The sequence below is a fragment of the Stutzerimonas balearica DSM 6083 genome (genome assembly GCF_000818015.1).
Taxonomy (GTDB): domain Bacteria; phylum Pseudomonadota; class Gammaproteobacteria; order Pseudomonadales; family Pseudomonadaceae; genus Stutzerimonas; species Stutzerimonas balearica.
This window is the reverse complement of sequence record NZ_CP007511.1, coordinates 2729103-2752365: the sequence shown is the minus strand read 5'-3', so window position 1 is coordinate 2752365 and position 23263 is coordinate 2729103. Positions and strand designations below refer to the sequence as shown.

Annotated in this window: 20 protein-coding genes; 5 read left to right on the top strand and 15 right to left on the bottom strand. The window is 65.7% G+C overall.

What is annotated here, in order from left to right:
* Position 1: 1 nt before the first annotated feature.
* The 3 genes from CL52_RS12480 to CL52_RS12470 form a co-directional block, all read right to left on the bottom strand.
* Complete coding sequence (locus tag CL52_RS12480) at positions 2–766, bottom strand: YoaK family protein (RefSeq protein ID WP_043220991.1); 765 nt, start codon at positions 764–766, stop codon at positions 2–4.
* Between the two features lie 50 nt (positions 767–816).
* Complete coding sequence (locus tag CL52_RS12475) at positions 817–3186, bottom strand: helicase-related protein (RefSeq protein ID WP_043220989.1); 2370 nt, start codon at positions 3184–3186, stop codon at positions 817–819.
* Between the two features lie 94 nt (positions 3187–3280).
* Positions 3281–4078 (bottom strand): ion transporter, encoded by a 798-nt coding sequence (locus CL52_RS12470; protein ID WP_041106518.1) that lies wholly within the window; start codon positions 4076–4078, stop codon positions 3281–3283.
* A gap of 86 nt (positions 4079–4164) precedes the next feature.
* Here CL52_RS12470 and CL52_RS12465 point away from each other — a divergent pair, with 86 nt between their 5' ends.
* Positions 4165–4911 (top strand): DUF72 domain-containing protein, encoded by a 747-nt coding sequence (locus CL52_RS12465; protein WP_043220986.1) that lies wholly within the window; start codon positions 4165–4167, stop codon positions 4909–4911.
* Here CL52_RS12465 and CL52_RS12460 read toward each other — a convergent pair.
* On the bottom strand, positions 4898–5494 hold the full coding sequence (locus CL52_RS12460) for a hypothetical protein (RefSeq protein ID WP_043220983.1): 597 nt from the start codon (positions 5492–5494) through the stop codon (positions 4898–4900). The two genes, CL52_RS12465 and CL52_RS12460, sit on opposite strands and share 14 nt — an antisense overlap.
* Before the next feature lie 378 nt (positions 5495–5872).
* Between CL52_RS12460 and CL52_RS12455 the strand changes: the two genes are divergently transcribed.
* The gene (locus CL52_RS12455; protein WP_043220981.1) at positions 5873–7498 is read left to right on the top strand and encodes a methyl-accepting chemotaxis protein; all 1626 of its coding nucleotides are present in this window, start codon (positions 5873–5875) and stop codon (positions 7496–7498) included.
* A gap of 79 nt (positions 7499–7577) precedes the next feature.
* Here the strand turns inward: CL52_RS12455 and CL52_RS12450 are convergent, their stop codons facing one another.
* The 10 genes from CL52_RS12450 to CL52_RS12405 all read right to left on the bottom strand — a co-directional run bounded on the left by CL52_RS12450 (position 7578) and on the right by CL52_RS12405 (position 19451).
* Positions 7578–9581, bottom strand: a complete 2004-nt coding sequence (locus CL52_RS12450) for a peptidase U32 family protein (protein ID WP_043220979.1) — start codon at positions 9579–9581, stop codon at positions 7578–7580.
* Between the two features lie 99 nt (positions 9582–9680).
* Entirely contained in the window at positions 9681–10994 is a 1314-nt protein-coding gene (locus CL52_RS21660; RefSeq protein ID WP_043220975.1) for a methyl-accepting chemotaxis protein, read from the bottom strand.
* A gap of 87 nt (positions 10995–11081) precedes the next feature.
* Positions 11082–11417 (bottom strand): DUF3325 domain-containing protein, encoded by a 336-nt coding sequence (locus tag CL52_RS12440; protein WP_052264567.1) that lies wholly within the window; start codon positions 11415–11417, stop codon positions 11082–11084.
* Entirely contained in the window at positions 11414–12955 is a 1542-nt protein-coding gene (locus CL52_RS12435; RefSeq protein WP_043220973.1) for a PepSY-associated TM helix domain-containing protein, read from the bottom strand. Before CL52_RS12435 ends, CL52_RS12440 begins: the two co-directional genes overlap by 4 nt.
* Complete coding sequence (locus CL52_RS12430) at positions 12952–13254, bottom strand: hypothetical protein (protein WP_052264566.1); 303 nt, start codon at positions 13252–13254, stop codon at positions 12952–12954. The genes CL52_RS12435 and CL52_RS12430 overlap by 4 nt, the downstream gene beginning before the upstream one ends.
* A gap of 112 nt (positions 13255–13366) precedes the next feature.
* The gene (locus CL52_RS12425; RefSeq protein WP_043220970.1) at positions 13367–15421 is read right to left on the bottom strand and encodes a TonB-dependent receptor domain-containing protein; all 2055 of its coding nucleotides are present in this window, start codon (positions 15419–15421) and stop codon (positions 13367–13369) included.
* A gap of 125 nt (positions 15422–15546) precedes the next feature.
* A complete protein-coding gene (locus CL52_RS12420; protein ID WP_043220967.1) occupies positions 15547–16884 on the bottom strand; it encodes a sensor histidine kinase in 1338 nt (445 codons plus the stop codon).
* On the bottom strand, positions 16884–17585 hold the full coding sequence (locus CL52_RS12415) for a response regulator transcription factor (protein ID WP_043220965.1): 702 nt from the start codon (positions 17583–17585) through the stop codon (positions 16884–16886). The genes CL52_RS12420 and CL52_RS12415 overlap by 1 nt, the downstream gene beginning before the upstream one ends.
* Positions 17586–17657: 72 nt before the next feature.
* Entirely contained in the window at positions 17658–18059 is a 402-nt protein-coding gene (locus tag CL52_RS12410; protein ID WP_041106608.1) for a hypothetical protein, read from the bottom strand.
* 261 nt (positions 18060–18320) lie between these two features.
* Entirely contained in the window at positions 18321–19451 is a 1131-nt protein-coding gene (locus CL52_RS12405) for an aminotransferase class V-fold PLP-dependent enzyme (RefSeq protein ID WP_043220962.1), read from the bottom strand.
* A 72-nt stretch (positions 19452–19523) separates the two neighbouring features.
* On the opposite strand from CL52_RS12405, the gene CL52_RS12400 reads away from it, so the two are divergent.
* The 3 genes from CL52_RS12400 to CL52_RS12390 all read left to right on the top strand — a co-directional run bounded on the left by CL52_RS12400 (position 19524) and on the right by CL52_RS12390 (position 21518).
* Entirely contained in the window at positions 19524–20144 is a 621-nt protein-coding gene (locus CL52_RS12400; RefSeq protein WP_041106499.1) for a TetR/AcrR family transcriptional regulator, read from the top strand.
* Positions 20145–20328: 184 nt separating this feature from the next.
* A complete protein-coding gene (locus CL52_RS12395; protein ID WP_041106497.1) occupies positions 20329–20934 on the top strand; it encodes a DUF4823 domain-containing protein in 606 nt (201 codons plus the stop codon).
* Positions 20935–20951: 17 nt separating this feature from the next.
* Positions 20952–21518, top strand: a complete 567-nt coding sequence (locus CL52_RS12390; RefSeq protein WP_043220959.1) for a DUF1285 domain-containing protein — start codon at positions 20952–20954, stop codon at positions 21516–21518.
* Positions 21519–21563: 45 nt separating this feature from the next.
* Here the strand turns inward: CL52_RS12390 and CL52_RS12385 are convergent, their stop codons facing one another.
* Positions 21564–23219: an electron transfer flavoprotein-ubiquinone oxidoreductase gene (locus CL52_RS12385; RefSeq protein WP_043220956.1), complete on the bottom strand. Its 1656-nt coding sequence runs from the start codon at positions 23217–23219 to the stop codon at positions 21564–21566.
* Between the last annotated feature and the right edge of the window lie 44 nt (positions 23220–23263).

Sequence of the window (23263 nt, the reverse complement as noted above, 5' to 3'; positions counted from 1 at the left end):
CTCAGTGCCGACGCCGCCACAGCCGCCAGCCGAGCAGCAGGTCGTCGGACAGTGGCACCGTCGCCAGCGCCAGCAGCACGGCCGCCAGCGGTACGGTGAAAAGGAAGCCGATCAGCTTGAAGCCCAGCGCACCGACGACACCGCCCCCGAAGAAGCAGCCCACCAGCAGGCTGTTGATCAGCAGGCGCTCCCGGTTGGCGCGCACCCGAGGCAGGTCTTCGCGCCGCGAGCGGTTGACATAGAGCAGCTTGCCCAGCTCGATACCGATGTCGGTGATCATGCCGGTGACATGGGTGGTACGTACCTCGGCGTTGGAAAGCTTGGTCACCATGGCGTTCTGCAGGCCCATCATGAAACTCAGCAGCATCACGGTCAGCGGCACGAAGAAGCCCGGCACCTCCATCAGGCGCGCGCCAAGCACACCAAAGGCCAGCAGCAGCCAGGCCTCGACAGCCAGCGGCGCGGCATAGACGCTGTGCAGCCGGCGCCGACGGGCGAAGTTGATCATCAGCGTCGAGCACATCGCCCCGAGCACAAAGGACAGCAGCGCGCCCAGGCCGGCCAGCACCAGCTGGTAGCGCCCGAGCGCCAGGGCGTCGGCCATCGTCGAAACGATGCCGGTCATGTGCGACGTGTATTGCTGCACCGCCATGAACCCGCCGGCGTTGGCGGCACCGGCGACGAATGCCAGGTACAGGCCGAGCTGGCGATTGCTCCGCCGGGAGCGACGGCGATCGGTAAGGCGGCGCACATAGTGGATGGGCACGAGACCTCCGCGACAGGAAACTGCAGAGGGCCAGCAGTATACGCCTCTCGTCAGCGTCGGGCCTGGCGCTCGCGCCGCAGTGGGCCGCCCGTGCGCTGCTTGGCGTGGCGCGGCCGCCGCTGGCGCGACAGTTCGCGGGTGATCGCCTGGTTGAGCAGGGTGCGCTGTTCTTCGGCCTGCTCGACCTGCGCAAACCGGTCTGGCAGCGTGCGCGCCAGGTGCAGGTAGGTTTCGACCACGTGCAGCGAAGTCTCCAGGGAGCTCAGGTCGTTGCGCAGCAGCAGGCGCGGCAACTCGACCGAGCGGCCTGCGGCGACCCGCTTGAGCCACTGCTGCGCGGCATGCGCGGCCGGCCCCTCGAGCCCGCCGCGAATCGGCGTGCAGGCGAAGATCCAGCGCAGCCAGAGGGGGATTTTCGGATCGTCGATCAGGCCGATCCACTCGGCCAGCTCGTCGGGCAGCACCGAGACGAACTCGGCGCCGTAGTTGATGTTGCGGTTGAACGTCAGCCAGGCACGCAGCAGCGACGGCTCGTTCATCTGCTCGGAAATTGCCGAGAGGTGTTCGATGGACGGACGAACCTGAAACTGCGCGAGGCTCACCGGGCGGTCCGGGCTGTGAAACAGCTGGCGGATCGCGCGCAGCGTCTGCGGATCGAGCGCGGTGATGGTGCCTTCGTCGTGATGGCCGAAACGACCGGCACGCCCGCCGATCTGCTTGACCTCCTGGACGTTGAGCTGGCGGTTCTGGATGCCGTCGAACTTCTCCTCGGTATAGAAGCACAGGGTGTGCGCCGGGAGATTCAGGCCCATGCCCACCGCGTCGGTGGCGACCATCAGGTCCGCCTCGCCCTCGCGGAAGCGCCGTGCCTGCTCGCGGCGCACCTCTGGCGACAGCGCGCCGTAGACCACCGAGACGCGCTTGCCGGTGGTTTCGAGCATGCCCTTGAGTTCGAGCACGGTCTTGCGGCTGAAGGCCACCAGCATCGAGCCCGGCTCGAGGCCGTTGAGTGTGGTGGCCCGGCGTGCGACCTCCACCGGCGAAAGGCGTCGGGTGCGCTCGATCTTCAGCTGATCGCCACACAACGCGCAGAGCGTACGCAGCGAGGGTTCGATCAACGCCGGGCCGGTCATCAGCAGGCGTGGCGTATAGGCGCTGACCAGCGCATCGACCCAGGCCCAGCCGCGCTGGCCGTCGGCAAGCATCTGCACTTCGTCGACCACCACCGCGTCCCAGTGCTGGCCGCGAAAGCGGGCGAACTCCTCCACCGTGCAGCAGAAGTGCGTCGCACCTTCGCGGATGATCTGCTCCTCGCCGGTGACCAGCGAGCAGGGCACGCCCATGGCTTCCAGGCGCTCCTGATTCTCCAGCGCCATCAGCCGCAGCGGCGAGAGGTAGATGCCGTGCCTGACCGCCGTCATCGCCTCGATCGAGCGATGGGTCTTGCCGCTGTTGGTCGGCCCCAGGTAGGCGACCCACTGGCGGGTCAGCCGGCGCGCCGGGTACAGCTCGTGGTAGTGGGCGAAGCGCGGGTCGTTCTCCAGCAGCACGGCAAAGGCCATGCGCTCGGCGTGCTCACGGCGAGCGAGGGTAATGGCGCGGCGCAGTTTGCGCGGCTCCAGCTGGAGCAGTTCGATCAGCCGCTTGTGGCCCAGTTGCAGGAGGTCGAAGTCGCCGGCGTGCTCGCGCATCAGGGCGAACTTTTCCTCCAGCATCTGGCGGTCGTCGGCCTTGTAGCGGGCCACTTCGGCGTCGCTCAGGAGCTGATCGTGGCGGGGCACACGCCGCTGGATTTCCAGGCGCAGATCGCCCTGGCGCAACTCGACGACATAGCGCAGCTCATGACGGGTCTCGTTGACGATCTCGATGGCCCGCGCGAGGAATTCGTCGAGCCGCTCGACTTCCGGGCGGACCCGCGCCAGGCAGCGCTGGCGGCTGTCCTCGTCCATCTCGGCGAAGGGCCTTTCGAGCAGTTGCAGGCGGCTCCGCACATGGCTCTGCACGGCCCGCTGCAGCGTGCCGGGGAAGTCGCCGCGCCGGGGGCTGTCTTCCAGGCGCAGGGCCCATTCGGGCTCCAGCAGGTGTGCCGGCGAGCCCAGGGTGAAGGTCTTGGTGGTCCCGAACACGTCGACGTCGCAGGCGATTTCGCCGAGGTCGCGGGCGACGACGCGGTCGAGCAGTTCGTCCGCGTCGGGTTCGGCCATCAGCGCGTCCACCGCCTCGGCGTGCAGGCCCAGCCAGAAGGCTTTTGCCGCGCGCCCCAGGCCCGGCATCGGGTAGCCGATGTAGGGCATGTACCACTTTTCCTGATGGTGCTTCTTCGCGACGAAATCCGGATGGCGCGCGCTGGCCCACTCGATGAAGCGCGCAAGACGCTCGAGCCTGACGGATTTGTACGGCTTGCCCCCGGCCTTGGCCATGATCGACACCTTTACTGATCAGTGTTGTGTTTCGACCCGCAGCGCAGCAGATCGCTCAGTGCGCGCGGTCGCGCCTGTCCGTACCGGCCGGGCGCTAAGGCACCGAGCGCGGTGGCTCTGCCTCATCGGCGGCACCGTGACCCTGGTCCTGTAGCTGCCGTTTCAGGCTGCGCACTTCCTCGGTCAGGCTTTCCATTTGCAGCAGCAGCCGTTGCAGCGTTTCACGATCGGCCTGTTGGTCGCGGTCGTCCTGCTCGTTCTTGTCGGCGACGAACAGCGAGCCGATGTAGGCCGCGAAGCTGCCGAACAACCCGACGCCCGAAATCATCAGCAGCACCGCAACGATCCTCCCCAGGGTCGTGACCGGGTAGAAGTCGCCGTAGCCGACCGTGGTCACCGTGACAAAGGCCCACCACAGAGCTTCCTCCGGCGTGTTGATCGAGCTCTGCGGATTGGGCGCCTCCACCAGCAGCATGGTCAGTGCACCGAACGCCACCAGCAGCATGGTTGCGGTAGCGGCCGAGGCGACGATGCCTTCGGCGCGGTTGCGGAACAGGATCCGCCAGATCAGGCGCATCGACTTGATCGCCCGCAGCACGCGCAGAATCTGCAGGACGCGGAACAGCTTGGCCGCCTGCAGGCCCGCGGCCGGTACGCTGGCCAGCAGGTCGATCCAGCCCCAGCGCATGAAACGCAATTTGTCCTCGGCCTGTTGCAGGCGCATCCAGAAGTCGAGGAAGAAAAAGAAGCAGACGATGTTGTCCAGATAACCAAGCAGCGTCGAAACGTCTTCTGGCAGTTCGAACAGAAGGTCGGCCACCAGCGCGCCGATCACATAGACGGAAAGCACCAGGATCAGGATCTGGAAGGGCGTAACGGGTTGCTGCTTCATGACAATGGCCGCTGAGGACGTCAGACAGCGCGCAAGTCTAAAACACCTGGCCGGCCTCGCGCTGGCACAGTCGAACCGGAGGGGCAATGAGCGCGAATGAGGGCATCCGCCTCGGTTGCGCCGGCTGGAGCCTGCCACGGGCAGCGTGGCCCGAGTTTCCGAGCGAAGGAACACACCTGCAACGCTACGCCGGGCGGTTTTCAGCGGTGGAGATCAATTCGTCGTTCTATCGCCCGCATCGTCCGACGACCTACCGGAGATGGGCGGCAGCCGTACCGGAAGGCTTCACGTTCAGCGTCAAGTTGCCTCGGCTGATCAGCCATGAGCGGCGTCTGCGCGACTGTGAAGGCGAACTGCAGCGCTTTCTCGACGAAATCGCCGAGCTGGGAGGGCGGCTGGGTTGCCTGTTGCTGCAGTTGCCGCCTTCGCTGGCGTTCGAGCAAGCCTTGGCCGACGATTTCCTCGGCCAGTTGCGGGCGCGCTACGACGGCGCTCTGGCGCTGGAAGCGCGGCATGCCAGCTGGCTGGACGCCGAGCCCTTGTTGCGACACTGGCAGCTGGCGCGGGTCGCTGCCGACCCATCGCCGATTCCTGGCGGCGACCAGCCTGCTGGCTGGTCGGGCTTGCGCTACTACCGCCTGCACGGCTCGCCACGCATTTACCACTCTGCCTATTCGCCTGACTGGCTCGCACGGCTGGCGGGCGAGCTGCGCCAGTGCCGGCAGGCGGGTATCCCCTGCTGGTGCATCTTCGACAACACCGCCAGCGGCGCCGCCGTGGCCAATGCCTTGACCCTGCAGGCGCTGCTGTCTGTTCGAGTCAACGCGGAATGATGCGCACCCGGCCGGCCGTGTTGTCGCGCCGCGCTGCCCGGGCGTTCTCGGCGCGGCCGGGAATGCTGCCCTGCGCCTGGCCGCGCTCCGGCGTGCTGCTGCCGTCCAGTTCGCGCGCGTCCACGCCGATGGAGGTGGCATCCGGGTAACCGCTGGTCAGCGTTTCGGTGCTGGCCGTCACCGGCGTCGCATCGCCATCCGCCCAGCTGGCGCTGCGCTCGTCTATGTCGATGGCGCCGTGACGCTCCATGACCTGCTCGACCATGGAGACCGGTCCCTCGTCGCTCAGCGATACCGTCACCACCGTCGACCCCCGCCGCGCAGCTTCCGGGTAACGCCCGGCATGGGCAGGTGCGTCGTCGCCGAATACCCGGCGAAAGAAACTGCCCATCCTGTCGACGACACCGGCATCGGCATCCGGCTCTTCACCGACGACCTCGACGCGGCTGCTGGCGATGTTCTCGGGGTTGAAGGATGCCGAGAGCTGGATGTCGTCCGGCGAAATACCCTGGCTCACCAGCTCGGCTTTGACTTGCTCTGCTTCGGTGTACCGGTCGAACGCCGCTATGAGTATCTGGGTCATGGTTTCACCTTGTTGAATTGCGCGTGCTACAGGCGAGCGGGCCAGAAGCCCGGCGAGCCGGCACGCCTCCGATCGTCTGTGCTGAGTGTTGGTGGCGGCGAGCCTGCCGATGGTTCCTCGCAGGGTGCGCCTGCGAGCCTCGCCTCGAGACCGGTACGCAACGGACCGCAAGATGTCCGCATGCCTGCTCCGGGTGCTCGCCGGGGCAATCCGGACGAACTCGGCTCCCGCTTTCGGCCCGGAAAAACGGCCTACTGCTTTGGTCTGATATTGCGCTGATATCGCTGGACGAATCTTGTACAGCCTCGCCGCTTGGTGAAACACTCTGTATCAATTTCGGAACAATCCTGTCCGAAGCCTACCCTCAGGGTGCCTCCCATGTTTCGCTCAATGAACGTGTCTGCCCGAGCAGCGCTCAGCTTCTCGGCCATCGCCTTGCTGTTGCTGTTTGTTGGGTGTTTTTCGCTGGTCCAGGTGCAGGCCCTGCGGGAAACGGAGCAGGTCATGGAAACCAACTGGCTGGCCGGCGTCCGCGATTCCGGTGGGCTTCGGAGCGATGTACTGGAGTTGCGCCTGATGGTGGCGCGATCACTCATCCCCTCGGCCGATGAGTCGGCAGCCGATGCCCGGCGCGATATCGGCGAGCGTCGTTCGCAGATCGAACAGCGGGTCAGCAGCTACCTGGCATCGCCGTTGATCGACGAACAGGAGCGGCGGCTCGTGGGCCAAGTCCAAACCGCCGTCCATGGCTACGAACAGTCGCTCGAACAGCTGCTCACGTTTCTTTCGGGTAGCGATGCGCCCGCGGCGATCGCGTTGTTCAACGGCGGCATGCGCCAGCAGGGCAGCGATATCAACGAGGCACTGGCGGCCCTGACGGCCTATAACGACGAGGGCGCCAAGGCCTCCAGACTGTCTGCCGGCTCAGTCTATTCGCGCAGCCTCTGGGTGCTGCTCGGGGTAATGGCGGTTGCCGTCGTCGCTACGGTGGGCCTGGCGATCGGCTTCACGCGCAGCATCACCCAGCCGCTCGGGCAGGCGCTGCGAGTGGCCGAACGCATCGCCGGATCGGACCTGAGCCAATCGGTCGAGGTTGACGGTAGAGACGAGCCGGCCCGCCTGTTGTCGGCGCTGGCCACGATGCAGGCGACCCTTCGCGCGACGCTCAAGCACATCGGCCACTCCTCGACGCAGCTGGCCACGGCCACCGAAGAGATGACCAGTGTGGCCCACGAAGGCAAACGCGGGTTACAGCGGCAGAACGAGCAGGTCGAGCTCGCCGCGACGGCGGTCAATCAGATGACCGCGGCCATCGAAGAGGTCGCCAGCAATTCGGCCTCGACGTCGGACAGCGTGCGGGACTCGACGGCCGCCGCCGAGGCCGGGCGCCGCCACGTCAACGACACGGTCAACGCAATCGATAGCCTGTCGGCGCGCATCGGCGAGACGGGCGGGTTCGTCCAGGGGCTCGCCGGCCAGGCGCGCGACATCAGCAAGGTGCTCGACGTGATACGCACCATCGCCGAACAGACCAATCTGCTGGCGCTGAACGCGGCTATCGAGGCAGCCCGTGCCGGCGATCAGGGGCGTGGCTTCGCCGTGGTCGCCGACGAGGTGCGGGCGCTGGCGCACCGTACCGGGCAATCGACCCAGGAAATCGAGCAGATGATTGCCGCGATCCAGTCGGGCACCGACAGCGTTGTGAAAGCGACGGCGCTGAGCACGCAGGAGGCCGACAGAACCCTCGGCGTGGCTCGCGAAGCCGGGGCCATGCTCGACAACATCGCGGCCTCGGTGGCGATCATCAACGAGCGCACCGTCATGATCGCGGCTGCGGCGGAACAGCAGGCGCAAGTGGCCCGCGAGGTGGATCGCAGCCTGATGACCATTCGGGACCTGTCGATTCAGTCGGCGGCGGGGGCCGACCAGACGGCGGTTGCCAGCGATGAGCTGGCCAGGCTGGCAACCGATCTCAACCAGATGGCGCTGCGCTTCAGGACCTGAAGCGAGCCGGCTGCGATGAGCCAGGACCGAGCCTGCAGGCGCTCGGTCCTCTGGCATCGGCCTGCGGCGGGGCCGCGGGTCAGTGCGCCGGCTTGCTGCGGATGGTCTTGAGCAGCTCTTCCGGCGTGATCTGGCCAACCACGCTGGCGGCCGAGCCGGGTTGCGGCAGGCCGAGAATATGGCTCTTGATCTTGCCGACCACGTGCATCTCGCAGGGCTTGCAGTCGAACTTCAGGGTCAGCACCTCGTCACCGTGGACCAGCTGCATCGGCGCCACCTTGGTGCGCACGCCAGTCACGCCCTTGGCCTGTTTCGGGCAGAGGTTGAAGGAGAAGCGCAGGCAGTGCTTGGTGATCATCACCGGCACCTCGCCGGTCTCTTCGTGGGCCTCGTAGGCCGCATCGATCAGCTGCACGCCGTGGCGGTGGTAGAACGCGCGCGCCTTGTGGTTGTAGACGTTGGCCAGGAACGACAGGTGCGCCTCGGGATACACCGGCGGCGGCACGCTCTCGGCCTTGCGCGCGGCGCGCGGGCGCAGGGCGGCGCGGGCCTCGTCGAGCGCTTCGATGGCTTCGCGGCGCAGCGCCTTGAGCTGGGAATTGGGGATGAAAAACAGCTCCGGCGCGTCCAGTTCGACGGACTCGGCATGGTAGAGCGTGGTGCCCAGCTGGCTGAGCAGGTCCTGCAGGCTGGCGCGCGCCTGTTCGGGCTTGTTCGCCGGGGCGAAGGGGCCATCCAGACGCACCGAGGCCACGGCGCCTTCCTCACTGGTGGCGGTCAGCTGCAGGCCGTCGCGGCGCAGGCTGGCCTGCCAGGCGAGGCCGATGCGGCGCTCGGCCGAGGGCCTGAGCAGCGCCTGCTGCCAGTTGTGGTCCAGGTTGCGGTTCAGCGGGTGATGCGGGCGCAGGCGATGCAGGCCTTCAGGCAGCCCGTCGTTCGGCTCGACGCGGTAATGCAGCCAGCGCTCGCCGTCTTCTTCCTGCTCGCCGCGCGGTTCCACCACGCTGGCACGAAAGCCGAGTACCTCGCGCTTGACCAGCACGTTCAGGCCGTCGCCGTTGGACAGCGGCTCGCGGGTGCGTACCTGGAGGTCACGCTTGCCGACCTTGAGTACCTCGCCGACCGCCAGCCCGGTAAAGGTCGGCGAGTCGAACGCGCCGATGTCGACCTTGCGCTCGGTGACGAAGTAATCGGTGCTGCCGCGGTGGAAGGTGCGCTCCGGGTCCGGCACGAAGAAGTGCTCGGTGCGGCCGCTGGAGGCGCGGGCCAGGTCCGGGCGGTCGGCAAGGATCTCATCCAGGCGCTGCCGGTAGTAGGCGGTAATGTTCTTGACGTAGCTGACGTCCTTGTAGCGCCCCTCGATCTTGAACGAGCGCACGCCGGCCTCGACCAGCTGGCGCAGGTTGGCGCTCTGGTTGTTGTCCTTCATCGACAGGAGGTGCTTCTCGAAGGCGACCACGCGGCCCTGGTCGTCCTTGAGCGTGTAGGGCAGGCGGCAGGCCTGCGAGCAGTCGCCGCGGTTGGCGCTGCGCCCGGTCTGCGCGTGGCTGATGTAGCACTGCCCGGAGAAGGCCACGCAGAGCGCGCCGTGGATGAAGAACTCGATGGCCGCATCGGTGGCATCGGCGATGCCGCGGATCTCGGCGAGGTTCAGCTCGCGCGCCAGCACCAGCTGGGAGAAGCCGGCCTGGTCGAGAAAGCGCGCGCGCTCGAGCGTGCGAATGTCGGTCTGGGTGCTGGCGTGCAGCTCGATCGGCGGGATGTCCAGTTCGAGGATGCCCATGTCCTGCACGATCAGGGCATCGACGCCGGCGTCGTATAGCTGCTGGATCAGTGCGCGTGCCGCTTCGAGTTCGTCGTCGTGAAGGATGGTGTTGAGGGTGACGAATACCCGCACATGAAAGCGATGGGCGAAGGCCACCAGCTCGGCGATCTCCGCCACGCTGTTCTCGGCGTTGTGCCGGGCGCCGAAGCTCGGCCCGCCGATATACACCGCATCGGCCCCGTGCAGAATGGCCTCGCGGGCGATGTTGACATCGCGGGCCGGGGCGAGCAGTTCGAGGTGATGCTTGGGCAGTGACATGGGCGGGGACCGGTCGGAACGAAACCGCGCATTGTAATGGCTCGGCGGTTTTTTGCAGCGACCGTTCGTGCCCGCTGCGACGGGCACGTGCGAAGGCTGTCAGTGCAGTTCGTTGGCGAAGCGGCCGACGGCGCTGACCACCTGTTTGGCGCCGTCCTGGATCTCGACGATCACGGCGCCGGCCTGATTGGCCAGCGCCAGACCCTGCTCGGCCTGTTCCCGGCTGGCGGCCATCTGCGCGGTGGCCTGCTCGGCGAGCTTCTGGTTCTGCTGAACCACTTCGACGATTTCCTCGGTGGCCGCGCTGGTCCGACCGGCCAGCTGGCGCACCTCGTCGGCGACTACCGCGAAGCCGCGGCCTTGCTCGCCGGCACGGGCCGCCTCGATTGCGGCGTTGAGGGCGAGCAGGTTTGTCTGCGCGGCGATGCCGCCAATGGTCTGCACGATCGAGCTGATCAACTGCGATTGCTGGCCGACCGCGTCGATGCTGGCCGTGGCGCCCTGCATCCGTTCGGCGATCCTGTGCATGGTGTGCATGGTCTGCTGCACCACGGCGGCGCCGCGCTCGGCGCTGACGTCGGTCTGCTGCGACACCTCGAAGGCAATCGCCGCCGCCTCGCGCACCTCGCTTTCGCGATGAACCTGGTCGGTCACCACGCTGGCGAACTTGACGACCTTGCACAGCTTGCCCTCGGCGTCATGCACCGGGTTGTAGGTCGCCTCCAGCCAGACTTCCTGGCCGCGGCTGTCCACGCGCTTGAAGCGGTCGGCGACGTACTCGCCGCGATTGAGCGTTTGCCAGAAGGCCTCGTATTGCGGCGAGGCGGCTTCGTCGGGCGTGCAGAACTGGCGATGGTGCTTGCCGACGATCTGCTCGAGGCGGTAGCCCATCGCCTGCAGGAACTGTTCGTTGGCGGTGATCACGGTGCCGTCCAGGTTGAACTGGATGACCGCCGTGGAGAGGATCAGCGCATCGATGAAGGCTTCGCTCTCACGGGCTTTTTCGATCTGCGCCGTGACGTCGTTAGCGTACCCCTGGATGTAGGCCAGCGCGCCGGACGCCGCGCGGATCGGCAGCCAGTGCACGCGCAGCCAGGCAAGGCTGCCGTCGGCGCGCAGGTAGCGGTAGTCGTCGCTGACGGGGTCGAAACGGGCGATGGCGGCCTGGAAGTTATGAAAGCAGGGCAGGTGCTTCACATAGGGCGGAACGATCTCGGCCAGCGGGCGGCCGATGAGCTGTGCTTCGCGATAGCCGAGTGTCTCGGCGAAGCGGTTGTTGCAGGCGCAGATGCGCGCGTCGGCGTCCAGGCGCAGGGAGAGCATCTGGCGCTCGAGCTGGTCGCCGAGCTGGCGCAGCAGGGCCAGTTCGCCATTCTGTTGTTCGAGTTGTTGTTTGAGGCGTCCGTTGAACATGCACAAGCACTCCATGGCGAGTCGGTAAAGCGTTTTCGGCTTGCCAGGAAGGTTCTTGAGTGTTGTGGTCGGGCAAAAGAACGGTATTCAGCCGATGGCGCTGATGCCGGCCAGAAGAGCACCGAGCAGCGGCATCGCCAGTGCCAGGCGTGGCCGGTAGGGTAGCAACAGCAGCAGGCCCAGCCCGGTTAGCGAGAGCATGGCGAGCCAGGCGACGACAGCCATGCCGCCCGGCCACAGCCGACCGGCGAACCAGACCGAGGCGGCCAGCAGAAGCAGGCCCGATGGCATGCAGGCACGCCTTGCCGCGGCTGGCAGGCGGGGGCTGGCGAGCTGTTTCCAGTGTCGTTGCATGCCCAGGCACAAGCCCAGCATGCCGGCGTAGGCGAGGCTCAGCGCGATCAGCAGGTGGGGCGCATTCATGTCAGGGCTCCTGCGCAGCGTGGCCGCCGTTGGGCCGCCGGCGCGCGCGAGACGGTTTTCCAGCCGACCCAGGCGAGCAGCGCACCGATCACGACGGCGGCCAGGTCGACGCCGAGCCGGCGGCCATCGAGTTCGCCGGTCGTGGCGAAGTCCAGCAGCGGCAGGCCCGCGCAGAGCAGCGCCGCGGTGAACAGTTGCTCGCGCCATGCCTTGAGCGGCCGGCGTAAGGCGGCGTGCAGCAGGCTGGCCAGCCCGACGGCGAAGAACACCCGCGTCTCCCAGCCGCTGCGCCCGACCATGTCGGCCGGCAGCAGCCGGTTGGCCCAGAGCAGCGCGATGCAGGCCAGGCCAAGCCCGGCGACGGTCATCACGTTCAGCCGCTCGACGATTTCCAGGAAGCGCCGCGAGCCCTTGGCCTGCTTGCGCTGTTTGACCGTGTAGAGCACCAGGCCGGTGGCGATCATCGCGCAGCTCGCCAGGCCGCACAGGAAGTACAGCCAGCGCATCGGGTAGCCGCCGAACTGGGCGAAATGCAGGCCGGCCATCACCCGCTGGGTGAGGTGGCTGGCGCGCGAGGCGGCCGGGGATTGCAGCAGCGCGCCGCTGACCCCGTCGAACACCAGCGCTTCGCCCTTGGTCAGCTCGATCCGGCTGCCCAACATCGGCCTGACCGTGACCCGCGCGTCGGCCCGCCCCGGATGGCTGACCTGCAGCCCGGCCAGCATGCCCGGACCGTAGTGCGCCTCACCCTTGGCCACGAAGTCGGCCAGCGGCAGCAGGGTGGCCGGCGCCGCGCGGCTGGCAGTGGGGCGCTCACCACGGGCGCCGGCCTCGATGCGCTGAGGCGAGCCGCCGGCCTCGCGCAGCATGGCGTTGCGATCGCCGTCATACAGCGCCTGGAGCGCGGCCGGCATGTAGATCAGAAAGAAGATCACCAGCCCGGTGTAGGTGATCATCAGGTGAAACGGCAGCAGCAGGACGGCGCTGGCATTGTGGCCGTCGAGCCAGGAGCGCTGGCCCTTGGCGGGGCGAAAGGTGAAGAACTCCTTGAAGAGCTTCTTGTGGATGACGATGCCGCTGATCAACGCGACGAGCATCGCCATGGCGGCGAACCCCACCAACCACACGCCCAGCGTACGCGGCATGTGCAGGGTGAAGTGGAAGCGGAAGAAGAAGTTGCCGCCGACCGTCTGTCTTGGCTCGAGCGTTTCGCCGCTGACCGGGTCGATCGGGGTGCCGCCACCACGCCGCTGTTCACCGGCCGCTACGGTCAGCGTCGGCGTACGCTCGGTGGGCAGGCCTATGTTCCACGCGTGGGCCTCGGGGTGGCGAGCCTGCAGCCATTGCTGCGCCGTGTTGGCCGCCAGGCTCGGGTCGACGGCGCGGCTCGGCAGCTCCGGCTGCATCCAGCCATTGAGTTCCTTGTCGAACACCGCCAGCGTGCCGGTCAGGAAGATGGCGAAGAGCACCCAGCCGAGCAGCAGCCCGCACCAGGTATGCAGCCAGGACATCGACTGGGTGAATGTCCGGCCTTTCATCCGAGACGCTCCAGTAGCTGTGGCCAGAAGCCGATCAGGGCCAGACCCAGCGTACCTGTCGCGGTGACGAGGGCCAGCCGACGCAGGCTGACGCCGGCAAAGCTCCATAGCAGGTACGCCAGATAGACGATGAAGGCGATCTCGGTGGCAATCATCACCGCGTCGAAGCGCGGCAGCGGCAGCAGCCTCGCCAGCGCGGCGGTGAAGGCATAGGTGAAGGCATAGCCGCCGAGGATCGCCAGGGCGCTGCGCAGTGCGATGTCCAGCCAGGGCCGGCTGAGAAACGTCGATCGAGACACGGGTGGTCTTCCGTCAGTTGGTCTTCACGAGCGTCGCCCGGCGGGCAAGCGGCCGACCGGGCGACGGGTAACGCGGTGCTCAGACGGCCAGGGACGCGACCGCCTGCGGGCTTCAGAAATCGACGCTGACGCCTACCACCAGCCGGCGACCGTCGAGTACCACTTCGTAGTCCTCGTTGGTGATTTCCTTGTTGGCGACGTTGTACAGCCCGGCCTTCAGGTCGACGCTCTCGGTGAGCCGATAGACGCCGCCGATATCGACGAAGCCGTAGCCGGGCGTGCCTTCGGACATGCTGGTGCGGCTGATGTAGTCCGATGTCTCGCTGCGATAGTTCCCCTGGACCCAGGCCGACAGCCGATTGTTGATCTGCCAGTCGAGCAGGGCATTGGCCATGTGCTTGGGCTGCTTGTTCAGCGGCTCGCCCTTGAACTCGCCGGACTTCTGCTCGGATTCGGTGTAGGTGTAGCTGGAGGTCAGGCGCAGCGACGGCAGGATGTCGTAGTCGAGCGTCCACTCGATGCCCTGGATGATGGCTTCGGAGATGTTCTTGCGCGTGCTGAGGAAGTACCAGCGCTCGCCACCGTAATTGCACGACCAGGCCGCGTAGTTGTTGCGATTGGCGTTACCGCTGGCATCGGTCGAGCAGAAGCGGTCCTCGGCGATCTTGTCCTTGTATTGGGTATGGAAGGCCATGACGCTGGTGCTCAGGCCGGACGCCCGGTCGGTGTAGTTGAAGCCGACTTCGTAGTTGGTGCTGGTTTCAGGCTGCAGGTCGGGGTTGCCGATGCTGATCGCCCGCGAGTGCGGCGCGATCGCCTGCCAGCCGCCGCCACCGGTGGTGCCGCCGAAGCCTTCGGTGGCATCGGTCAGCGAGGGCTGCTTGTAGCCGGTAGAGATGCCGCCCTTGAGGGTCAGTTCGGGAGTGAAGGTATAGACGCCATAGATGCGCGGCGAGACCTGACCGCCAAAGAACTCGTCATCGTCGTAGCGGACCCCGGTGGTCACCCGCAGGTCATCGCTGACGCCCCAATCGATCTCGCTGTAGACCGCCGCGATCCAGCGGTCCATCTCGCCGACCGCGTCGGGCAGGAAACTCAGCAGGCCGTTGTCCTTGCGGGTCAGTTGCTCTTCCTTGTAGCGACCGCCAAGCGTGATGACGTGCTCGCCCCAGAAGTAACTGGCCTGGGTGTTGAACGTGGTGACTTCTTCCTTCTTCGTCAGCTCCTGCACGCGCTCGGAGATGTCCTTCTGCAGGTAGGTGTTGATCTGCAGGTTCTCGTAATGGCCCTCGTGGCTGAGCACGAAGATGTCCTTGTCGTACTCGGTGGAGCTGGCCACGGCCGTCGGGCTGTAGGCGACGCTCTTGCCCGGATGTGCGCTCTCGTCCAGCCGCGCCGCCTCGTAGCTCAGGGCGAAACGGTTGCTGGCATCGGGGGTGAGGAAGAGTTCGGCGCCACCCTGCTTGCGCTTGCCGTCCGGCGTGCTCGCGGCGCTGTCGTCCCCGCCGATGTACTCGGCCTCCTGGGTGCGGGTAAAGCCGCCATTCAGGCGCAGGCCGAGCAGGTCGGGAACCAGTGCGCCGGCGAGATAGAGGCTGGTATAGCTCTCGTCTTCCTGCAGATCGTTGAGCGAATGCGTGTATTCGGTGGAAAGGGTCCCGCCCCACTCGTTGGCGCCCTTGCGGGTGATGATGTTGATGACCCCGCCCATGGCTTCGGAGCCGTACAGCGAGGACATCGGGCCGCGGATGACCTCGATGCGCTCGATCATCGACAGCGGAGGCAGGCCGATCTGCTTGCCGCCGTCGCTGCCGTTGGTATTGACCGAACGGCCGGCGGAGATCGGTCGGCCATCGACCAGATACAGGGTGTAGGAAGACGTCATGCCGCGGATGCTGATGTCCTGCATCTGGCCGCCCCCGGTGACGTAGACGCCGGGAATGTTCTTCACCGCATCGACGATATTGCTGTACGACTGCTTCTCCAGCTGCTCACGGGTAATGACCGAGATACTGGCCGGCGCCTGGGCGATGTTCTGCTCGTAGCCTGCGGCGCTCACTACCGTGGTGGGCTGCAACTCCAGCGCCTGTTCAGCCCGGGCCTGTGTGGCGGTGAGGGTCGCCAGGGCGATTGCACCCGCCAGGCGATGCCGTGTGTAAATAGCCATTTACTGCCGTCTCCGTGAAAAGCATCAGTCGTTGCGGGGCCGAGGCGGCCACTCGCCTGTGAGCGTCGAGCGATCGCTTACAGCGAGACGAATGCTAGTCATTCGCAACTAACAGTAAAGCGCATTTACAATCTATACATTCTCAGCAGCAGGTTGACCCGCAGCCCTGGGCCGCGGTTCTCCGCCCAGATCCGCCCGCCCTGCAACGTGACCATACCCGCGGCGATCGCCAGGCCGAGGCCGAAGCCGTCCCCGCCCGGGCGCGCGGCACTGAGCCGGGTGAACGGACGAAACATTGCCTGCAACTGATCCTCCGCAACGCCGGGGCCCTGGTCGTCGATGCACAGGCGCCAGTGTTCGCCGTCGCGGTAGGCGCCCAGGCTGACCGTGCCGTCGGGCGGCGAATGGCGGATGGCGTTGCGCAGGATGTTCTCCATCGCCTGCGCCAGTGCGTTCAGATTGCCCTGCACCAGGCAGGCGTCGGGCAGCTCACTGCGCAGGCGCTCACGTGGCCAACCCGACTCGAAGCAGGCGTCCTCGCACAGCAGGTTCCATAGGGTCTGCACATCGACCGGCTCGCAGTCGAGGCGGGTCTGCTTGCTGTCCAGCCAGGCCAGCGCGAGCGTATCGTCGACCAGGCGTCCCATGCCGGCGACCTCGCGCTCGACCCGCTCGCGCAGCTCGGCGGGTGGCAGCTCGCTTTCGCAGGCGACCCGCAGCCGGCTCAGTGGCGTGCGCAGCTCGTGCGACAGGTCGCGCAGCAGTTGCTGTTGCTGGGCGATGGAGTCGCGCAGGCGGCGGGTAAGGTATTCGATCGAGCGGCCCAGTTCGCCCAGCTCGTCGTTGCGATCGGTCAGCAGCAGCGGTGCAGGCGGGTCGAGGCGATCGCCGCGCAAGGCGTTGGCCTGGCTGCGCAGGCGGTCGAGCGGTGAAATGAGCTGGCGGTACAGCAGCCAGCAGAACAACAGGGAAAACAGCACGGGCGGCACGTAGACGGTCGTCAGCACCAGCAACAGGTGATGGCGCCAGGGGCTGAACTGCTCGGGCAGCTCCACCACCAGTTGGTTGTCGCTGCCCTCCAGCGGCACGAGTACGGTCGGCCGCGGCCCCGAGCGCCTGCTCATCGGGGCGTCGTAAGGACGGGCGAAGCGCAACTGGCGGCGGATTTCATCGCTTGGTGCCTGTTCGAAGAGCGGTTGCAGATGGCCGTTCACCACCAGCAGGACGCCCGAATCATCGTGCTGTCGCTCGGTGAGCCAGCGTTCCAGCGCGGCGGGGCCCTGTGCGACGGCCTCGCTGGCCTGCCTGGCATGCGCCTCGAGCGCCTCGAGCGCTGCCTGCGAGAGAAAGGAGTTGCGATAGCTGACCTGGCGGCCGATATGGTCGCTGACCCAGATCATCGCCAGACAGAACCCGGCGACCAGCAGGGCCAGACGCCAGAACAGCGAGTGGCGGCCGGGCATCAGTCGGGCAGCCTTTCCAGCACATAACCCTTGCCCCATACCGATTCGAGCCGCAGCGCTTCTACCTGGTGCCGGGCGAGCTTGCGGCGAATGTTGCTGATATGCATGTCCAGGCTGCGGTCGTGCTGTGAATAGCCGCGGTGGAGCACCTGCTGATAGAGAAACGGCTTGCTCAGTACCTCGCCGCAGGCATCCTGCAGCACCTTCAACAGGCGGTACTCCGTAGCCGTCAGCCCGAGCCAGCGCTGCTCGTAGCGCACGTCGTTGCGCTGGTCGTCGTACAGCAGCCGATCATCGGACTGATTGGCCGCGGGCGCACGTTCGTAGGCGACCCGGCGCAGGATCGCGGCGATCCGCACCTGCAGTTCCTCGATGCTGAAGGGTTTGGGCAGGTAGTCGTCGGCGCCGTTGTCGAAGCCCTGGATGCGGTGGGCTTCATCGCCCAGTGCCGAGATCATCAGCACCGGCGTGCTGCGGCTGGCGCGCAGCCGGGTGAGCAAATCCATGCCGTTCATTCCCGGCAACAGCACATCAAGCAGGATCAGGTCGAACTCGGCTCCGGCCGCCAAAGCCAGGCCGCTGGGGCCCTGCTCGGCAAGGGTGACGCGAAAGCCGCGTTCTTCGAGCGAGGTCTTCAGGTGGGCGCCGAGAATCGGATCGTCTTCGATGGCGAGAATCTGCCGCGGGGTACAGGGTGGCATGCCGAGGGCTCGTTACAAATAGGAATTATTGTAATTTGATAGCCGGGTGCAACGGCAAGCCTCTCCCACCGTTCAGGCGTCGCGCAGCAGGTCGTGTGCATCGAGCAGACGCCAGGCAATTTCCGGGTGACGTTCGAGCGCACGGCGGATCGCGATCGGCAGATTACGGCGGGTTTTGCGGCACAGCCCAGGTTGCTCGGCGAACTCGATGGCAATGCCGCGCATGCTCCGCACTTCGCTTGCGCCGGGCTTGATCGACAGGCGAATGCCGAGCTGTTCGTCCATTCGCCGCCGCAGGTGCTCGAGTTCGGCCAGGCTGGCGATGCTTTCCAGCCGCTGCAGCAGTCGTTTCTCTTCATGCTGGGTGAGGCGCAGGATGCGAAGATCGGCGCCGGGCGTCGCGAGCAGGTCGTCTCGCCGACAGGTGCAAGTGCCGGGCGGGCAGGGCTGGCGAAGGGTGGGTGTGCTACGCATGGCCCGGATCATAGCCAGCTTTCTGACGCAATGGCCATCGTGCGGTGGACCGGCACCGATGGCAAAAAAAACCCGGCCTGAGGGAGCCGGGTCAAGACCATTAGGAGTTTCGAGAACGCGGTCCTCACGGTCTCGACTGGCCAGACAGTGGGGGGAATGTCTCGCCAGTGATTTCAAGTATTAGTCCGTTTTTCGGATTCTGCCGACCGGATCTGCCGGGCCGTTAAACCGAATTGGAATACTTTTCCGTTAGCTGATTCCTCAGCCGGCGAGGCTTCGCAGCAACGCAAGCGTGTCGTCGATCACCTCGGCCGGTGTATAGAAGTGCGGCGAAAGACGAATCCCGCCGCCGCGCAGGGCGCATACGACCTGCTCGGCCCTGAGCTGTTCGAACAGGGCCTGGTTTGCGCTCCCGGCCAGACGAAACGTCACGATGCCTGCACTGCGCTCCGGTTGCGCCGGGCTCAGCAGTTCGATGCCGGGCAACTGGCGCAGGCCGGCACGCAGCCACTCCATACGCTCGTTGAGGCTCGCTGCGACCTGATGCATGCCGACCTCTTCGAGCAGCGACAGGCTGGCCTCCAGCGCTACGGCGCCGAGCATGTTCGGGCTGCCACATTCGAAGCGCCGTGCGCTGCGGGCTGGTTGCCAGTCGCTGCGGTCATAGTCGCCGGCATGCTCGAGCATGTGCCAGCCATACTCGTGCAGCTTCAGCTGCGGTCGCAGATCGCTGCGGCAATAGAACACGCCCAGACCTTCCGGGCCGAGCATCCACTTGTGCCCGTCGGCCATGGCGAAGGCGCAGCGGCTCTGCTGGACGTCGAAGGGCAGGGCACCGAGCTGCTGTATCGCATCGATGCACAGCAGTACACCGCGCTGCTCGCAGCCGTGCCCCAGGCGGTCCAGATCCAGACGGATGCCGCTGGCATATTGCACCGCGCTGATCGCCAGCAAGCGTGTGCGGGGTGTGCAGGCGGCCAGCAGATCGGCTTCCGGGTCGGCACCCGCCAGGCTGACCTGGATGACCTCTACCCCCTGCGGCTGCAACGCTTCCCATACCACGCGGTTGGAGGGGAACTCCTCGTCGCTGATGACGATCTGGTCGCCGGCGCGCCAGTCGAGGCCGAAAGCGACGAAGGACAGCGCCTCGGAGGTGTTCTTGACCAGCGCCACATCCGCGCTGGTCGGCGCGTTGAGCAGCCGTGCCAGGCGCTCGCGCAGACGGTTTTCGATCTTCAGCCACTGCGGATAATCGCGGGCGCCGAGGGTGGCGTTCTGTTCGGCGAACTGGCTGACGGCGCTGCTCGCGCGTCGAGGCCAAGGTGCGACGGCCGCATGATTCAGGTATCGCAAGCCGGGCGCCTGCGGGAATTCGTTCTCAAGTTCGAACATTAACGATGTCCCCGTGCAATTCATGACCGAATAGGCATAATGAGTGCCTTCTTTTTTCGCCCGTCGCCAGATATGCAGAATGAACCCCGGAAGGTTCGCGAGTTTCGTCGCCGCGAACAGGAAATCCTCGATACCGCATTGCAACTGTTTCTCGACCAGGGCGAGGACAGTGTCACCGTCGAGATGATCGCCGATACCGTGGGCATCGGCAAAGGCACCATCTACAAGCACTTCAAGTCGAAGGCCGAGATCTATCTGCGCCTGATGCTCGACTACGAGCGCGATCTCAATGCGCTGTTCCACTCCGAGGATGTGGACCGCGACAAGGAGGCCCTGTCGCGTGCGTACTTCGAGTTCCGCATGCGCGACCCGCAGCGTTATCGCCTGTTCGATCGCCTCGAAGAAAAGGTGGTCAAGGGCAACCAGGTGCCCGAGATGGTTGAGGAGTTGCACCGTATCCGCGCGTCCAACTTCCAGCGGCTCACCCAGCTGATCGAAGGCCGGATTGCCGAAGGCAAGTTGGAGGACGTACCGCCGTATTTCCACTACTGCGCAGCCTGGGCTCTGGTACACGGGGCGGTGGCGCTCTATCACTCGCCGTTCTGGAGCAACGTGCTCGAGGATCAGGAAGGGTTCTTCCAGTTCCTCATGGATATCGGCGTGCGTATGGGTAACAAGCGCAAGCGCGACTGAGCCGGCTGCTTGCCCGATGCGGCCGGGAGGCCTGCGGTCGCCGGCTCGACGCCTGTAAAGTGCTGGGGTCGAGCCGAGAAGGCGCCTGCTCGTCTTCGCTGTTCAGTCGCGCCGGAGTGATTGGCTTGGATGCTGCATCGGCGGCCGCGACCGCCGGATTTCCGGCAACAGTGGGGATCTCTTTATGCGTTGGTTGAGCATGCTTGTGGCGATCTTGGCCCTGGGCGGCTGCATGCGGGTAAGTGATATGGCTGAAGGCGCGCGCGAGCACCTGAGCGACGCCGGAATACTCGACCATAGCCAGACCCAGCGCTCCAGTGGTTGGCGCCTGCAGCCCGACTCCTTCATCTATATTGCGCAAGGGCATTTCGTTCCGCCGGGTAATGGCTATCCGCGTCCGAATGTCGTGGCCGAAGAGGCCTTCGAGGCTTTCGTCGAGTATTTTCCGGTTGTGCGCCGGGCGCCGCAGCCGCTGGGGCTGGAAGAGGCCATGGCGCAGGCGCGCGGCGCTGGAGCGCACTATCTGCTCTATACCCGCTTTGCCGCCGCCGACGACCGTATCGGCAGTTTCGACGAGCTCAACGAACAGCGCGCGCTCGACCGGCTGGGCGTCGACAGTGGCGTGGTCCAGCTTATGCTGATCGAGACGGGGACGCGCTACCTCGTGGACACCGCGCGCATCCGCAGTCGCGGCGGCCTGTTGAACCTGTACGATGCCAAACCAGACCAACTTCTGGGGCCGGCGATGCACGACTACGCACGTCGTCTGCTGGGGCTGGCCGAACGATAGCGGCGACGGGAGGGTATATGAGCGATACGGGAAAGGCAGCGGATCTGCTGGCGCAGATCCCGGCCGGCGAAAAGCGCGGCCTGCCGCCGGTGCATCTGTGGAACCCGCCTTTTTGCGGCGATCTCGACATGCGTATCGCGCGCGATGGTACGTGGTACTACCTGGGTACACCGATCGGCCGTCCGGCGATGGTCCGGCTGTTTTCCAGTGTGTTGCGACGTGACGACGACCGCTACTTTCTGGTGACGCCCGTCGAGAAGGTCGGTATCCAGGTCGAGGATGCGCCGTTCGTTGCCAACCGGCTCGACGTGCTCGGTGAGGGGGAGTCCCAGGTGTTGCGCTTCTTCACCAACGTCGATGACGAGGTCGATGCCGGTGTCGAGCACCCGATACGTGTCGAGTTCGATCCGGTCACTGGCGAGCCCGCGCCTTACGTGCACGTTCGTGCCAACCTGGAGGCGCTCATCCACCGTAATGTCTTCTATCAGCTGGTCGAGTTGGCCGTGCCGGGCGAAGCCGATGACGGTGAATGGCTCGGCGTCTGGAGTGGCGGTCGGTTCTTTCCGATCGGACGTGACGAATAACGGCGCTGAGACGAGAAAGGCTCCCGAGGGAGCCTTTTCTGTTTCTTACATGTTGGGGTAGTTCGGCCCGCCGGTACCTTCCGGCGCCACCCAGGTGATGTTCTGTGACGGATCCTTGATGTCGCAGGTCTTGCAGTGCACGCAGTTCTGCGCGTTGATCTGGAAGCGCTGGCTGCCATCGTCGTTGCTGACCACCTCGTAGACGCCGGCCGGGCAGTAGCGCTGCGCCGGTTCGTCGTACAGCGGCAGGTTCTTCTCGATCGGGATGCTCGGATCGATCAGCTTGAGGTGGACCGGCTGGTCTTCCTCGTGGTTGGTGTTGGAGAGGAACACCGAGCTGAGCTTGTCGAAGCTGAGCTTGCCGTCCGGCTTGGGGTAGTCGATCTTGCGCGCCTGGTCGGCATGCTTCAGGCAGGCGTAGTCCGGCTTGGTGTCGTGCAGCGTGAAGGGGATCTTGCCGCCGAAGATGTTCTGGTCGATGAAGTTGAACGCGCCGCCCTTGACCGCACCCCACTTGTGGATGGCGGCGCCGAAGTTGCGGCTCTTGTAGAGTTCGTCGTAGACCCAGCTGTTCTTGAAGTTCTCTTCGTAGGCGGTCAGTTCATCGCCGCCCTCACGGCCGGCGGCCAGCGCTTCGGCAATCGCCTCGGCGGCGAGCATGCCGGACTTCATCGCCGTGTGGCTGCCCTTGATCTTGGCGAAGTTCAGGGTGCCGGCGTCGCAGCCGATCAGGGCGCCGCCCTTGAACACCATCTTCGGCAGGCAGTTCAGGCCGCCCTTGGCGATGGCGCGGGCACCGTAGGAAACACGCTTGCCGCCTTCGAGATACTGCTTGATGACCGGATGATGCTTGTAGCGCTGGAACTCATCGAACGGCGACAGATACGGGTTGCTGTACGACAGGTCGACGATCAGGCCGACGACCACCTGGTTGTTCTCCAGGTGATAGAGGAACGAGCCCCCGGTGTTCTCGTCGTCCAGCGGCCAGCCGGCGGTGTGCACCACCAGGCCCTGTTCGTGCTTGGCCGGATCGATGTCCCAGAGCTCCTTGATGCCGATACCGTAGTGCTGCGGGTCGACGTTGGCGTTGAGCTGGAAGCGGTTGATCAGCTGCTTGCCGATGTGGCCACGGCAGCCTTCGGCGAACAGCGTGTACTTGGCGCGCAGCTCCATGCCCGGGGTGTACATGCCTTCCTTCGGGTTGCCTTCGCGGTCGACGCCCAGATCACCGGTGACGATGCCGCGCACGATACCGTCTTCATCGATCAGCGCTTCCTGAGCGGCGAAGCCCGGGTAGATCTCGACACCCAGGTTCTCGGCCTGCTGGGCCAGCCAGCGGCACAGGTTGCCCAGGGAAATGATGTAGTTGCCTTCGTTGTGCATGGTCTTGGGGACCAGCATGTTCGGCAGCTTGCTGGCGGCCTGCTCGTTCTTCAGCAGGTAGATGTCGTCACGCGTGACCGGGGTGTTCAGTGGGGCGCCGAGCGCTTTCCAGTCAGGGAACAGCTCGTTCAGCGCGCGCGGCTCGAAGACCGCTCCGGAGAGGATGTGGGCGCCCACCTCGGAACCCTTCTCGACGACGCAGACACTGATCTCCTGACCGGCGTCGGCGGCTTTCTGCTTCAGGCGGCAGGCAGCGGATAGGCCTGCGGGGCCGGCGCCGACGACCACCACGTCGAATTCCATGTATTCGCGTTCCATAGGCGTTCTCCTAATCAAGGCTGGGTTTTTTATAGAAGTGAGAG